Annotated in this window: 12 protein-coding genes and 2 tRNA genes; 7 read left to right on the plus strand and 7 right to left on the minus strand. The window is 63.3% G+C overall.

Features of this window, described 5'->3' with window-relative positions; genetic code table 11:
- The first annotated feature begins 107 nt into the window (after positions 1–107).
- The 4 genes from H3H45_RS19065 to H3H45_RS19080 all read left to right on the plus strand — a co-directional run bounded on the left by H3H45_RS19065 (position 108) and on the right by H3H45_RS19080 (position 2,629).
- Entirely contained in the window at positions 108–713 is a 606-nt protein-coding gene (locus H3H45_RS19065) for a 50S ribosomal protein L25/general stress protein Ctc (protein WP_182835272.1), read from the plus strand.
- Positions 714–747: 34 nt separating this feature from the next.
- A complete protein-coding gene (gene pth, locus H3H45_RS19070) occupies positions 748–1,335 on the plus strand; it encodes an aminoacyl-tRNA hydrolase (RefSeq protein WP_182835273.1) in 588 nt (195 codons plus the stop codon).
- 37 nt (positions 1,336–1,372) lie between these two features.
- Positions 1,373–2,473, plus strand: a complete 1,101-nt coding sequence (gene ychF, locus H3H45_RS19075; RefSeq protein WP_182835274.1) for a redox-regulated ATPase YchF — start codon at positions 1,373–1,375, stop codon at positions 2,471–2,473.
- 79 nt (positions 2,474–2,552) lie between these two features.
- Positions 2,553–2,629 (plus strand) — tRNA-Met (locus H3H45_RS19080).
- A 121-nt stretch (positions 2,630–2,750) separates the two neighbouring features.
- Here the strand turns inward: H3H45_RS19080 and H3H45_RS19085 are convergent.
- The 5 genes from H3H45_RS19085 to H3H45_RS19105 form a co-directional block, all read right to left on the minus strand.
- Positions 2,751–2,837, minus strand: a tRNA-Leu gene (locus tag H3H45_RS19085).
- Between the two features lie 93 nt (positions 2,838–2,930).
- The gene (locus tag H3H45_RS19090) at positions 2,931–3,830 is read right to left on the minus strand and encodes a DMT family transporter (RefSeq protein ID WP_328822422.1); all 900 of its coding nucleotides are present in this window, start codon (positions 3,828–3,830) and stop codon (positions 2,931–2,933) included.
- A gap of 1 nt (position 3,831) precedes the next feature.
- Positions 3,832–4,476 carry a carbonate dehydratase gene (can, locus tag H3H45_RS19095; protein WP_182835275.1) on the minus strand — a complete coding sequence of 215 codons (645 nt, stop codon included), beginning with the start codon at positions 4,474–4,476 and terminating at the stop codon, positions 3,832–3,834.
- An 85-nt stretch (positions 4,477–4,561) separates the two neighbouring features.
- Positions 4,562–5,014, minus strand: a complete 453-nt coding sequence (gene rimI, locus H3H45_RS19100; RefSeq protein WP_182835276.1) for a ribosomal protein S18-alanine N-acetyltransferase — start codon at positions 5,012–5,014, stop codon at positions 4,562–4,564.
- On the minus strand, positions 5,011–5,808 hold the full coding sequence (locus tag H3H45_RS19105) for an energy transducer TonB (RefSeq protein WP_182835277.1): 798 nt from the start codon (positions 5,806–5,808) through the stop codon (positions 5,011–5,013). The genes rimI and H3H45_RS19105 overlap by 4 nt, the downstream gene beginning before the upstream one ends.
- 174 nt (positions 5,809–5,982) lie before the next feature.
- Here H3H45_RS19105 and mksB point away from each other — a divergent pair, with 174 nt between their 5' ends.
- The 3 genes from mksB to mksF are packed head-to-tail and all read left to right on the plus strand — an operon-like array spanning position 5,983 to position 10,750.
- Positions 5,983–7,233 (plus strand): Mks condensin complex protein MksB, encoded by a 1,251-nt coding sequence (gene mksB / locus H3H45_RS19110; protein ID WP_182835278.1) that lies wholly within the window; start codon positions 5,983–5,985, stop codon positions 7,231–7,233.
- A complete protein-coding gene (mksE, locus tag H3H45_RS19115; protein WP_182835279.1) occupies positions 7,230–7,934 on the plus strand; it encodes an Mks condensin complex protein MksE in 705 nt (234 codons plus the stop codon). Before mksB ends, mksE begins: the two co-directional genes overlap by 4 nt.
- Positions 7,931–10,750, plus strand: a complete 2,820-nt coding sequence (mksF, locus tag H3H45_RS19120) for an Mks condensin complex protein MksF (protein WP_182835280.1) — start codon at positions 7,931–7,933, stop codon at positions 10,748–10,750. The genes mksE and mksF overlap by 4 nt, the downstream gene beginning before the upstream one ends.
- Positions 10,751–10,826: 76 nt before the next feature.
- Here mksF and H3H45_RS19125 read toward each other — a convergent pair whose 3' ends face one another.
- Together H3H45_RS19125 and H3H45_RS19130 are read right to left on the minus strand one after the other, a co-directional pair.
- Positions 10,827–11,135, minus strand: a complete 309-nt coding sequence (locus tag H3H45_RS19125; RefSeq protein ID WP_182835281.1) for a PepSY domain-containing protein — start codon at positions 11,133–11,135, stop codon at positions 10,827–10,829.
- A 91-nt stretch (positions 11,136–11,226) separates the two neighbouring features.
- Positions 11,227–13,527 carry a PqiB family protein gene (locus H3H45_RS19130; RefSeq protein WP_182835282.1) on the minus strand — a complete coding sequence of 767 codons (2,301 nt, stop codon included), beginning with the start codon at positions 13,525–13,527 and terminating at the stop codon, positions 11,227–11,229.
- Between the last annotated feature and the right edge of the window lie 307 nt (positions 13,528–13,834).

Here is a 13,834-nt window from a genome sequence, read left to right on the forward strand (position 1 = left end):
AACATCCCTGGCGACCTGTGCCCCGCCGCTGTGCGGGGCTTTTTGCCCAACCGCCCGCACGCTGGTCGCAAGCGCAGCTGGCGGTTTGGTTATTTTGGAGAAGTGAAATGACTGTTGAATTTGCCCTGAATGCCGAAGCGCGTTCCGACCTGGGGAAAGGTGCGAGCCGCCGCCTGCGTCGTATCGCCAGCCTGGTACCGGCTGTTATCTACGGTGGCGAGAAAGCCCCGCAATCGATCAGCCTGCTGGCTAAAGACCTGGCCAAGCTGCTGGAAAACGAAGCTGCCTTCAGCCACGTGCTGACCCTGAACGTTGCCGGCACCGCCGAAACCGTTCTGATCAAGGCCCTGCAACGTCACCCGGCCAAAGGCTTCGTTCTGCACGCTGACTTCGTTCGCGTCGTAGCCGGCCAGAAACTGACCGCCCACGTTCCCCTGCACTTCCTCAACCAGGAATCCTCGGTTGGCGTGAAGCAGCAAGGCGGCGAAGTGTCCCACACCATCTCCGAAGTTGAAGTTTCCTGCCAGCCGCAAGACCTGCCGGAATTCATCAACGTCGACATGGCCAAAGTGGAAGTCGGTCAGATCGTTCACCTGTCCGACCTGGTACTGCCGAAAGGCGTCGAGCTGGTGGCCCTGGCCCACGGCAACGACCTGGCTGTTGCCAACATCCACGCTTCCCGCGTTGCCAAAGAAGAAGACGCAGCCGAGTAATCCACTCAGCTCGTCTTAAGGAAGGGCCCCCGTCGTGACTGCCGTGCAACTGATCGTCGGCCTGGGTAATCCAGGCCCCGAATACGACCAGACCCGGCATAACGCGGGGGCCCTTTTCGTTGAGCGCCTGGCCGACCGCGAACGCGTCAGCCTGAGCCTCGACAAAAAGTATTTTGGCCTGGTGGGCAAGTTCAGCCATCAGGGCCGCGACGTTCGTCTGCTCATCCCCACCACCTTCATGAACCGCAGCGGCCAGTCCGTAGCGGCACTGGCGAATTTCTTCCGGATACCTCCGGACGCCATTCTGGTGGCCCACGACGAACTCGACATGCCTCCCGGCGTCGCCAAACTCAAACAGGGTGGCGGGCACGGCGGACATAACGGGCTGCGCGACATCATTGCCCAGCTCGGCAATCAGAACACTTTCCACCGCCTGCGGCTCGGCATCGGCCACCCTGGGCACAGCAGCCTGGTCTCCAACTTCGTCCTCAGCCGCGCCCCGCGTAGCGAGCAGGAGCTGCTGGACACCAGCATCGATTTCGCCCTCGGCGTGCTGCCGGAAATGCTCGCCGGCGAATGGACCAAAGCGATGCACAAGCTGCACAGCCAGAAAGCCACCTAATCACTTTTCACCGCCTTATCGGCGCGAGGGACACACCATGGGATTCAATTGCGGCATCGTCGGCCTGCCCAACGTCGGCAAGTCCACCCTGTTCAACGCCCTCACCAAATCCGGTATCGCGGCAGAGAACTTCCCCTTCTGCACCATCGAGCCGAACAGCGGCATCGTGCCGATGCCCGACCCGCGCCTGGCCGCGCTGGCCGAGATCGTCAAACCCGAGCGCATCCTGCCGACTACCATGGAGTTCGTCGACATCGCCGGCCTGGTCGAGGGCGCTTCCAAGGGTGAAGGCCTGGGCAACAAGTTCCTCGCCAACATCCGCGAGACCGACGCCATCGCCCACGTCGTACGCTGCTTCGAAGACGACAACGTGATCCACGTGTCCAACAGCGTCGACCCCAAGCGCGACATCGAGATCATCGAACTGGAACTGATCTTCGCCGACCTCGACAGCTGCGAGAAGCAACTGCAGAAGGTCAGCCGCAACGCCAAGGGCGGCGACAAGGAGGCCGTGGCGCAGAAAGCCCTGCTCGAGAAGCTGATCCCGCACTTCACCGAAGGCAAGCCCGCACGCACCCTGCTGAAGGCCCTGGGCGACGACGAGAAGCAACTGGTCCGCGGTTTCCACCTGCTCACCAGCAAGCCGGTGATGTACATCGCCAACGTCGCCGAAGACGGCTTCGACAACAACCCGCTGCTCGACGTGGTCAAGGCCATCGCCGATGAAGAAGGCGCCATCGTGGTGCCGGTGTGCAACAAGATCGAAGCGGAAATCGCCGAACTCGACGACGGCGAAGAGAAGGACATGTTCCTCGAAGCCCTCGGCCTCGAAGAGCCTGGTCTCAATCGCGTGATCCGCGCCGGCTACGAGCTGCTCAACCTGCAGACCTACTTCACCGCCGGCGTGAAGGAAGTGCGTGCCTGGACCGTCAAGGTCGGCGCCACCGCCCCGCAGGCCGCCGGCGTGATCCACACCGACTTCGAGAAAGGCTTCATCCGCGCCGAAGTGGTCGCCTATAACGACTTCATCCAGTACAAGGGCGAAAACGGCGCCAAGGAAGCCGGCAAATGGCGCCTGGAAGGCAAGGACTACATCGTCAAGGATGGCGACGTGATGCACTTCCGCTTCAACGTCTAAGCATTTGATAGCGCGCATAAATTTTCTCGAAACACGCTTGACAGCAAACGCTGTGACGAGAATAATGCGCGCCTCAAACGGCTACGTAGCTCAGTTGGTTAGAGCACGGCATTCATAATGCTGGGGTCCGGGGTTCAAGTCCCTGCGTAGCCACCAAACATTTGAAAGGGGTTAGCGAAAGCTAACCCCTTTTTCTTTGCGCGCAATAAAAAACTAAAGCAGCTATTGGCTGCAAAAGCACAAAGTTATGGCATCAAGAAATGAGGAAGGAATTGAATGGTGCCCGGAGCCGGACTCGAACCGGCATGACCTTGCGGCCGAGAGATTTTAAGTCTCCTGCGTCTACCGATTTCGCCATCCGGGCATGAAAGCGGGCCGCGAATTATGCAGAAGCCCCAGCGCACTGTACAGCACCACGGTTGGCGCCCCGCCGGTGTTAGCAACCTGCCTTGTACCACTAGGCTTGCTGCGTACGGCCAGCCAGCAAAAGGCCGGCAAAGATAAGGGCACCGCCAATCCAGTGAAAGCTCTGCAAGCCCTCGCCCAGGAGCAGCCAAGCCAAGAGCGCGGTGAAGACCGGCATGAGGAAGTTGCTCATCGCCGTACGCGCCGCGCCGAGTTCGCGCAGGCCGATATTCCACAGGTGGTACGCCAGAACCGAAGCGAAGAGCGCGGTGTAGGCAATCGCCGCGAGGTTCTCCAGGTTGGGCTCGAACCGCGCGCCCTGCCCAAGCTCCCAGGCATAGAGGGGCGCCAGCATCAGCAGGCCGAGCAGGATCAGCGCGCCGAGCAAGGTGAAGGGTGGAATCTGGAAGTAACGGTTCCAGCGCCGTAGCAACAAGGAGTAAAGCGCCCAGTCCAGGGTTGCCAGCAAGATCAGCAGGTCACCCTGGGCAAACGACAGGCTGCTCAGCATCTGCCAGTTGCCCTGGGCGATCAGCCAGATCAGGCCGAGCAGCGCCAGGCCAAGCCCGCCCCAGGCCCGCCGTGCCGGCCATTCGCCGAGCAACAGACCTGCGCCGATAAAAGTCGCCAGCGGCAGGCAGGTACTGATCAGGCTGAGATTGATCGCCGCGGTGCTCAGCGCCGCCGTGTAGAGCAGGCAGTTGTAGAGCGTGATCGCCAGTAGCGCCGCGACCCAGAGGCGCCAGCCAGCGGTCCGTAGCGCTTGGCGGTAACGCCACAGCGAGGGGGCGACAAGGGGCAAGACTATGGCGAGCGCTACAGCCCAGCGCCAGAAGGCCAGCGACAGCGGTGGGATCGGCCCGCTGAACGCTCGTGCCACCAAGGAGTTGCCGGCCCAGAACAGGCTGGCCAGGGCCAGGCCGAGCCAGGCGAGGAGTTGCGCGCGCGGCACCTCAGGACTGGCCGGCCGGGCGCAGGCGGTACTGCGGTGGCAGTTGCTCCAGGCCGCTGACGGTGACGTTGAGGTTCTTCCAGCGACCGTCCTTGATGCCATAGATGCAGCCATGCACCGACAGCTCCTGGCCGCGATGCCAGGCGTTCTGCACGATGGTGGTGTGGCTGACGTTGGCCACCTGGTGGATGACGTTGAGCTCGCAGAGGCGATCGACCTTGTCTTCCTCGTCGGCGATCGCGGCGAAGTGCTCGCGCTGCTCGTAATACAGGTCGCGGATCGAGCGCAGCCAGCCATCGATCAGGCCGAACTGGCGGTCCTGCATGGCCGCGCGCACACCGCCGCAGCCGTAGTGGCCGGTGACCAGGATGTGTTTGACCTTGAGCACGTCGACCGCGTACTGGATCACCGACAGGCAGTTGAGGTCGGTATGCAGCACCACGTTGGCGACGTTGCGGTGGACGAAGATATCACCCGGCAACAGACCGACGATTTCGTTGGCCGGCACCCGCGCATCCGAGCAACCGATCCACAGGAACTCAGGAGTCTGCTGCTTGGCCAGCTTGGCGAAGAACTCGGGGTCCTTCTCGTTGACCGATTCGGCCCAGCGCGCGTTGTTGTCGAACAGGTGCTGCAGATCGCTCATGGCTTAATCCTCACGGTTCGCGCCGCACCATACGGAGCGGCTGGCGCTTTGACAAGCCAGCCGCAAGTGCAGCGCCGATGGGGCTTCAGTCGAGCAGGGTGCAGGCCATCACCAAGGCATCTTCGCGACCGCCCGGCGCGGGGTAATAGTCGCGCCGGCGGCCGATCTCGTTGAAGCCATAGCGCTCGTACAGGCGATAAGCCGACTGATTGCTGGCACGTACTTCGAGGAAGCACTCTCCAGCGTTCAGCTGCATGGCCCGGCGCATCAGATGTTCCAGCAGCTGCAGGCCGTAGCCCTTGCCCTGACTCTGCGGGCGCACGGTGATATTGAGCAGGTGTGCCTCGTCGATGATCACCTGGATGATGCCGTGGCCGATCTGCTCGGTGCCCTCCAACATTACCCAGCAGTCGTAGGACTTGAGGCCATCGGCGAACAGGTTGCGGTTCCACGGATGGCTGAAGCCGGCGGCTTCGATCTGCACCACGCGGTCGAGGTCCGCCTCGGTCATCGGGCGGAAGCTGATGGCGCCACTCATACGGCCGGCTTCCAGCGCTGCATCACCCGGCGCATGGCCTGCCACAGCTCGCGCTTGCGCGCGGGCTCGTCCATCAGCAGCTCCAGCCCCGGCAGCGCCCAGGCCGGACCGAGGCCGTCGATGGTCAGCTCGCGGTTGTAGCTGTCGGCATCGCCTTCGCCAGCGAAGCGGATGGCCGGCAGACCAACCAGCCACAGGCAGGCACAGGGCTGGCTTTCCAGCTGGCCAGCGAGCACGCCCTGCACATAGTCACGGGCCGCATCCGGGCCCTGGTCGAGGTTGCCGCGCGACAGCAGCGGCCAGCGGATCGGCGAGCCGTCGCCAACCTGCTGCGGGCTGTCCGGCAGGCCGGCGGCGCGCAGCAGGTCTTTCAATAGAAGGTAGGCCGGGTCGCGGCTCTGGAACGACTCGCCGGTGGGCAGTTCGACCAGCAGGGCGCAGTCGCCGGCCCGCAGCAGCTGCAGGGCGAAGCGTGGCGGCGCCACGGGGGCAGCCCGAGTCGGCGCCGGGGTGTCGTCTTCGGCGGGGGCCGGTTCGGCCTTGATCATCGGTTTGGGCATCGGCACCGCCGGGCGCGGTATTTCGATGCTCGGGCGGGACGCCGGCGCTTCTTCGCGTGCTACGGCAGGGGCGGCAGCCACCACCGGCGGCGCGACAACCTGCGGCTCCGGCTCCAGCAATGGCAGCAGCAGCTCGGCCCGCGACGGCGCGGCAAAAGGCAACACACTACGCGGCAGCCAGCTGACCACCTGCATGGCAGTCAGATAGGCGCGGCGACGGGCTTCTTCGATCAAGGCTGACAGTTCCTGTGGCGGGCGGCGGGTCCGCTCTGATGGGCGGGAATTGTGGCCTGAATCGCCGCTTCGGGGAAGGCCGACGGGCGTTTCGACACCCGGTCGGCCAGTCCGCGACCTTTGCAGTACAATTCCGCGCTTTATAAGAAAGCAGCCAGCAGAACGGATGCCCCGATGATTGACCCCAAGCGCGTATTGCGCGCCCTCGCCGAGCACTGGACGCTACTCGAACCGCTGTGCGAGCGCTTCGATGCCGGCACCCTGAGCCTGGTGGAACTGCGCAACCAGCTCGGTGCCCAGCTGCCCGAGGGCAGCCCCGCCGACATCACCGCCCTGCTCGACCAGTGGATTCGCCTGGATATCCTGGTGCCGGTGGCCAAGAGCCCCAATCGCTTCGAGCTGAACGCGCAGATCCACGACTTCCTCGCCTACCTGCGCCGCGAACACCGCCTGGGCCTGTGCCTGGAGATCGAAGCCTACCTGCGCCACCTGGAGCGCCTGGCCGGTTATATCCAGGACGCCTTCGAGATCCGCGACGGCAACGACCTGGCGCGTCAGCTACGTCTGCTCGATATGCGCGTACGCGATGTACTGAAGAAGCTCGGCAACGACGAGCAGGCACTGATCGGCGTGGCCGAACGGGCCAAGACCAGCGACCGGCAGATTCCGCTGCGCCAGCGCTACGCCGAAGTGCTGGCGACCTGGGACGAGTACGTCGAGCCGATGATCCAGCTGGTCGCCGCCGACGGTGCCTTCGAGCAAGGCGTGCGCCGCGTCGAGCAGGTGCTGCTCAAGCTGCTCGGCGAACAGCAGCGCCTCGGCCAACTGGTCGACGACGACCTGCTGCTGCGCACCCACGCGCGCATTCTGGAAATGCAGACCACCGCCCAGCTGACCCTGCGCAAGGCCCGCGAGCTGCTGCTGCCGCTGCGCGAGGAAGCGCGCCGGCACAATGCCGTGACCCGTGGCGCGGCGCTGGCCCTGGCGGCGATCCGCAAGAAGGGCCTGGACGCCGTGCCGCAGGCCTCGCTGCCACTGCACACGCGCCCGCAGAGCACCTTCCTCGGCACCGCCTCGCAGGTCGAGGCCTACGTCTACGCCCTGGCCCGCTTCGAGCCCAAGCCATCGCAGTTCCCCAAGGCCAGCAGCACGCGCAAGGGCGAGCCGCAACGCGCGCCCCGCACCGCCCGCGAGATGATCGAGCGCTGCGAGCAGGCCCTGCCGCTGCCGGACCTGATGGGCTGGCTGCTGGAGCAGGAACCGACTGGCGCCACCGACGAATTGCTTTACTGGTTCTCGCGCCTGTCCCGCGACAGCCGCTTCCAGCGTGAGCGCCTCGAGCGCCGCGACTACCTCACCCGCGAGCATCAGGTCAGCCTGAGCTCCTACGCCCTGATCAAGCCGGCCGGGACCACTACCGCATGAATATCGACCTGAAAGAACTGACCCAGCTGGCGCCGATCTTCCGCGAGCTGTTCAAGGGCTACCACATCAGCCGCCGCGACCCGGAGCTGTACACCCAGCTGTCCAACCTGCAGGACCAGTACCGCGCGCTGTTCAAGTCGCTCGGCTACGAGCTTACCTGCGACACCCGCGGCTTCTACTACTTCGTCCCCGAGCAGATGGGCGCCCAGGTCAACAAGACCGCCCAGCGCCTGGCGCTGTTCACCTTCATCCTGGTAGAGCACCTCGCCGACCAGGGCCGCGACCCGCTGGCCGTGCTCGATGGCGGCAGCCTCGGCCGCGACGAGCTGCCGCCGCTGCTAGAGAAGTACAAGGACCTGTTCCTGCAGGCCGAAGTCACCACCCAGGAAGAACTGGAAGAGAAGGTCATGCGCCGCCTGGTCCAGCTCGGCTTCGCCAGCGAGGACAACGGCGTGTACCGCTTCCTCGCGCCGATGCACCGCTTCCTCGACGTGTGCCTGTCCGTGCAACAGGACCGCGATCTGGCTGCCAGCCTGCACAGCGCCCTGCCGCTGCCGACGCCGGTGCTGGTCGCCGATGAGGTCGAGGACGAGATCGTGATCATCGAGCCGGCCGAAGAAATCGCCCGCGAAGAAAACGAGGAAGACGCCCTGGCCCGCGCCATGGCCGAAGAACGTGAAGCCCAGGAGATCGACGCATGAGCCAGGAACGCTACGGCATCCGCCGCTTCGCCCTGCTGAACACCGCCGGCTACAGCCTCGGCCTGTTTCCGCTGGAAAACCCGCTGTCGGTGTACGGCGCCAACAACCTGGGTAAATCGGCGTCAATCAACGCCCTGCAGTTCCCGATCCTGGCGCGCATGTCCGACATGAGCTTCGGCAAGTACAGCCTGGAGGCCTCGCGCAAGTTCTACTTCGCCAGCGACACCAGCTACATCCTGGTCGAGATTGCCCTGCCCCACGGCCCCCACGTGATCGGCGTGGCCGGGCGCGGCCCGGGTGGCGGCTTCGGTCACCAGTTCTTCGCCTACCGCGGCGAGCTGGACCTGCAGCACTACCAGAGCAACGGCACCTGCCTGCGCCAGCGCGAGCTGTTCAACAACCTCGGCCAGGCCGGCATCGTCGCCTATGAGCTGAAACCGGAAGAGCTGCGCCGCCTGCTGGTCGGCGGGCACACTTCGATTCCGCTGGACCTGACCCTGATCCCGCTGCGCTCCACCAGCGAGCAGAGCCTGAAGACCTTCCGCGCCCTGTTCATCAACCTGCTGCACATGCGCGAGATCACCGCGGCCAAGCTCAAGCAGCTGTTCCTCGATGCCTTCGAGCACAGCCTGCGCTCGGGCAGCGTCGATTACATCGCCGCCACCGAAGAAGCCTTCCGCGACGTGCGCCGCATGGAGCAGGACTACCAGGCGCTGGTCACCGCCGGCCCGCTGATCGAGGCGCTGTCCGCTGGCGTGGCCCAGCGCGAAGTGCTGCGCGGCAAGCTGCATCGCCTGTCGCCGCTGCTGGATAGCCTGCTCGGTACCTGGCAGGATTACGCCGGCGCCCGCCGTGACGAGCTGCTGACCCAACATGAGCACTACCGCGCCGAGCAGGATGGCCTGCAGCACGAACAGCGCGGCGGCACCCAGGAGCTGATGCGACTGGAGCGCGAGATCAGCGAGATCCAGCGCTGGATGGGTGAGCTGGCGGTACTTAAGAACCGCTTCGCCCTGGTCGACGATGTGAAAGTGCTGGAAGCCCAGCTGCTCGCCGCCAAGGATGCCCACGACGAACTGGCCGGCGCCCTTGCGCAGTCGCGGCAGTTCTCCGCCGAGGACCTGGACGAGCGTCTGCGCGATCTGGAGAAACGCCTGAAGTCGGTCAAGCAGCAGCTCGACCACGCCGACAACAACAGCTACTCGCGCCTGCGCGAGGAGTTCAGCCAGGCCGATGTCGACCGCCTGATGCGCCTGTTCAACGGCCAGCTGTTCAGCCTGCCGCTGGGCGAGAAAGGCATCCAGGCCGAAGGCGATGACTGGGTCAAGGCCGTCGAGGCGGTGCTGGATCGCTTCAAGGGCGATCACTTCGAAGTGCCCGGCCTGTCCATCGACCTCTCACACATCGAGCCGCCGGCCCTGCAGGCCCTGGCCGACCGCGCGGCGCTACGCGATCAGCGCGACCGCCTGGAGCGCGAGCTCAAACAACTGAAGACCCAGCAGGCGGTGGCCGCCGACCGCGCGGCGAGCAAGGCCCAGGCCGAGCAGCTGTACAAGGACGTGCTGGACGCGCAGAAGGCGCTGGAAGACTTCCGCCGCTGCCAGACCCTGTCCGCCGAGGATGCCAGCAAGCTGGAGCAGCTGGCGCAGCTGGAGGCCGCCCAGGACGAACTCAAGCGTGCGGCGGATGCCTTCACCGAGCGCGTGCAGCAACTGTCCGCCAAGCTGCAGCTGGTCGGTCGGCAACTGGCCGATCTGGAAGCCAAGCAGCGCACCCTGGAAGACGCCCTGCGCCGTCGCCAGCTGCTGCCGGCCGATCTGCCGTTCGGCACGCCGTTCATGGACCCGGTCGACGACTCTCTGGACAACCTGCAACCGCTGCTCAACGACTACCAGGACAGCTGGCAGGCGCTGCAGCGCATCGACGGGCAGATCGAGGCGCTGTACGCCCAGGTGCGCCTGAAGGGCGTGGCCAAGTTCGACAGCGAAGACGACGTCGAGCGTCGCCTGCACCTGCTGGTCAACGCCTACGCGCACCGCCAGGACGAAGCCCTCACCCTGGCCAAGGCGCGCCGTGCTGCCGTGACGGATATTGCCCGTACCCTGCGCAATATCCGCAGCGACTACGACAACCTGGAACACCAGCTGGCGCTGTTCAACCGCGAGATCAACAAGCGCCAGGTGTCCAACCTGGAGAGCTTCCGCATCGTTCTGGCCCCGAACAAGGACGCCCTCAAGCACATCGACCAGATCATCCACAGCGCTGGCCAGTACGAGGAAGGCGAGACCCTGTCGGTGTTCGACCTGCAGCAGAGCGGTGATCAGGACGCCAAGAACGAGGAAGCCAAGGAGTACCTGGCGCGCCTGGTCGCGGCCAACCACAACCAGCTGGGTCTCAAGGACCTGTTCGAGCTGGCCTTCGAGATCACCAAGGTCGGCGGCCAGCCGGTGATGCACACCGACATCGACGGCGCGGCATCCAACGGCACCACCATGACCATCAAGGCGCTGACCAACATGTACCTGTTGCTGCACCTGATGGATCGCGAGCAGGCCGGCAAGGTGCGCCTGCCCTACTACCTCGACGAGGCGGCGGACATCGACGAGCGCAACCAGCAGGCGCTGATCGAGACCAGCCTGCAACTGGGCTTCGTGCCGATTCTCGCCTCGGTGAAACCGCAGGTGTCGGCCACGGTGGCCATCGACCTGGAAGGTGGCAGCGGGCCGAACGGTATCTATATCGACGAGGCAGACTGGAAGTACATCAAGCGCCGCGAGGTGGTGAAAGCCGCCGAGCCGGAAGGCCAGCCGGCCTGAGGCTAGCCCGGATGCAATCCGGGAGCAGGAAACGACAAGGGCCGCATCAGCGGCCCTTTCGTTATCTGGCGATCAATCAATCGTCGCGCTGGTCTTTGAGGATCTGGCCATTGGTGGCGTCCAGTTCCAGGTCCCATTGCACGTTCTGCGCGTCACGCAGTTCGACCTGGTAGATGTAGCGACCGTATTCCTCTTCCAGCTCGGTCTCCTCGACCTTGCTGCCTGGGTGCTTGGCAATGGCTGCTTCGTTGAGTTTCTCGAAGCTCTGGATGGTGCCAGCATCGCGCAGTTTCAGCGCTTCATCCGGGCCCAGGTCTCGGGCCTGGGCGATCCCGGCAGTGGCGGCAAGGGTAGTGATGGCAAACAGGGCAGTCAGCTTGTTCATGTTCAGTCTCCGCTAGGGGTAGTTGGTTTCGACAGGAACCAAGATAACCGTTGCGACTTAACTCAAGCTGAATCTGCCCAGCGCCCTCACCTTACTTGTCCAGTACGATCTTCGGCGCCCACTTCAGCCACTCTTCGCTGACCTCATCGTTCAACGCATAGGTCTGCCCTGGCTGCGCAGGTCCACCCATCAATGCATTGTCCGGAGTGGCAAACGCAATACCGCCCTCCAGCAAGGCCTCAAGCGACTCGGTGCGTACTTTCAGACCTTTGAACAAGCCTGCTTCGACCCCAATACCGCTGGCATTCCAGAAGCGCGTACCACTGCGCACCAGAGGTGCATAACGCGGTTCAATAAGCGCGTGGATCAACACGCGATCAGAGGTTGGCCCCAACTCGAAATGGGTCACCTTGCCCACCGGAACTTCCCTGTAGCTCACCACCACGCCCGGCTTGATCGACCCCCGGCGAGCGGTGCTCAGTACGACACGCAGGCCTGTTTCGCGCACATCAGCAGTGGGCGCCTGCATACGCGCCTCGAAATAGGCCTGAGGCTTGCCCGCCTTGTCCGCCGGAGAAACTTCTAGGTACTGGCCACTGACCAGCGTTTCCAGGTTGGCAGTGCGCGCCAGACCCAACTCGGGTTTGACCACCCAGAAAGTGCTGCCAACACTGGCAATCCGCGCAGTCGCCTTGGTAATACGGGCATTGAGCAGCACGGCTTGCAGATCATCGGTCAGCTCGACGGTTTCTACCTTGCCCACCTCGATGCCTTTGTAACGGATCGGTGTGCCTGGATTGAGGCCATCACCACTGACAACCTTGATCTGAATGGTTACGCCTTCCTGCAGTGCTTTTTCCCGATCCTCATGCAGCGTGAAGCGTTGGATCTTGCGACTGACAGGAGCACTCAGATTCGGTGTATCGAATGCCACACCGCCGGCCAGCAAGCTCTGCAAGGACTCGCTCTTGACCTTAATCCCCGAGAGCCCGCCGGTAAGGCTGATGCCACTGGCGTTCCAGAAACGTGTAGAGCTGTTAACCAGCTTGGCGTACTCGGGTTCGATGTGCGCCCCTAGGACCACACGCTTCTGATCTTTGGCGAACTGGTAACTCTGGATACTACCGACCTTGACCTGGCGATAGAGAATCGGGCTACCCACTTCCAGAGAGCCCAAATTGTCACTGAATAGAACCAGATGCAGGCCCGGCGCGCCCAGATCCAGCGGCGGTGCCTTGTCGCGAGCAACAAACTCGCGAACCTGTGCGCCTCCGGTTTCGCCTGGACGAATGGCAATGTAGTTACCCTTGACCAGGGCTTCCAAACCCGTGATGCCGGCTAAGGAAATCGACGGTTTGACCATCCAGAAATCCGTACCCTCAACCAGATAGTCTTCGGTGCGCGGGTCCAGCATCAGCTCGACACTGGCCCCACTCAGATCCTGGTCGACCTTGAAGGTTTTCATGTAGCCAACCTGGATGCCTTTGTACATCACCGGCGTTCGGCCCGGCTCTAGACCATCGAAGTCATGCAGTTTGAGCGCGACCTTGATGCCAGCCTGGGCGTCATCGAAGTCTTCGTAGAGACGGAATGGCAGGCTCGGGTCAGTAGGCGGGCTGTCCTTGCGATGCTCAGGTGTAGCAAAGGCGATGCCACCTGCAACGATGCTCGCCAGCGACTCGGTACGCACTTTGACCCCAGACAGGCCGGCATCTATGGTCACACCGCTGGCATTCCAGAAGCGCGTATGTTTACGCACCAGAGAGGAAAACTCCGGCTGGATGAACAGCTTGATTTCAACCGTACTCTGGTCTTCGGCAAGCCGGTAGCTTTTCACCCGGCCAACCTGGATCTGCTTGTAGAACACCGGGCTATCACGGTTCAGCGAGCCGAGACGATCAGCCTTGAGCGTCAGGTGAAGCCCCGGAACAGTATCCGCCAATGGTGGTGGCTCGGTCAGGGCAGTGAACTCACGAGTCGGCTCGCCATCACCTGGACTGGCCGTAATGTAATTACCGGAAACCAGAGTTTCCAAACCGGTAATACCCGCCAGCGAAACACTCGGCTTGACCAGCCAGAAGCGGGTGTTGCTGCGCAGATGCTGCTCAACGCGTTTATCCATCTCGATCGTGGCACGCACGCCGCGCTGCTTGCCACTGTCGTCAATTTCAAGCCCGATGACCTTGCCAATCGGCATGCCTTTGAAAATCACCTCAGTCTTGCCGGCCTGGATCCCGTCGCCGCTGGGGAAGTACACCTGAATCTCGATACCGGCTTGGTTGTAGGCACGCCAGCCCAGCCAGCCGCCGATCAACAAAGCGATAAGGGGGAGGATCCAGATCGCCGACCAGTTGGTTGTGCGACGGGTTTTGGCTGTTTTTAGCTCGGTCATGATCGAAATCAGACTCCATTCCAGAACGGACGATGCCTAGGGAAAATTTCCCCACAATAAGCAGAAAAGGCCTGCTTGCAAGTAATCGAGTAGAGCAACAGGGCATAAGGTATCGCAAGGCAAGCAGCGGCGCCTGCTCGCCCGCTAGAAAAGCCACGTTCAAGGCCCGAACTTTTCTAGCGCCCAAAGCCAAACCCCCAACCCGTTTTCACGGATTGGGGGTTTGGGGATAGGAGCTTGACGATGACCTACTCTCACATGGGGAAGCCCCACACTACCATCGGCGATGCGTCGTTTCACTACTGAG

Origin of the sequence: Aquipseudomonas guryensis (genome assembly GCF_014164785.1) — a bacterium.
Classification (GTDB): domain Bacteria; phylum Pseudomonadota; class Gammaproteobacteria; order Pseudomonadales; family Pseudomonadaceae; genus Aquipseudomonas; species Aquipseudomonas guryensis.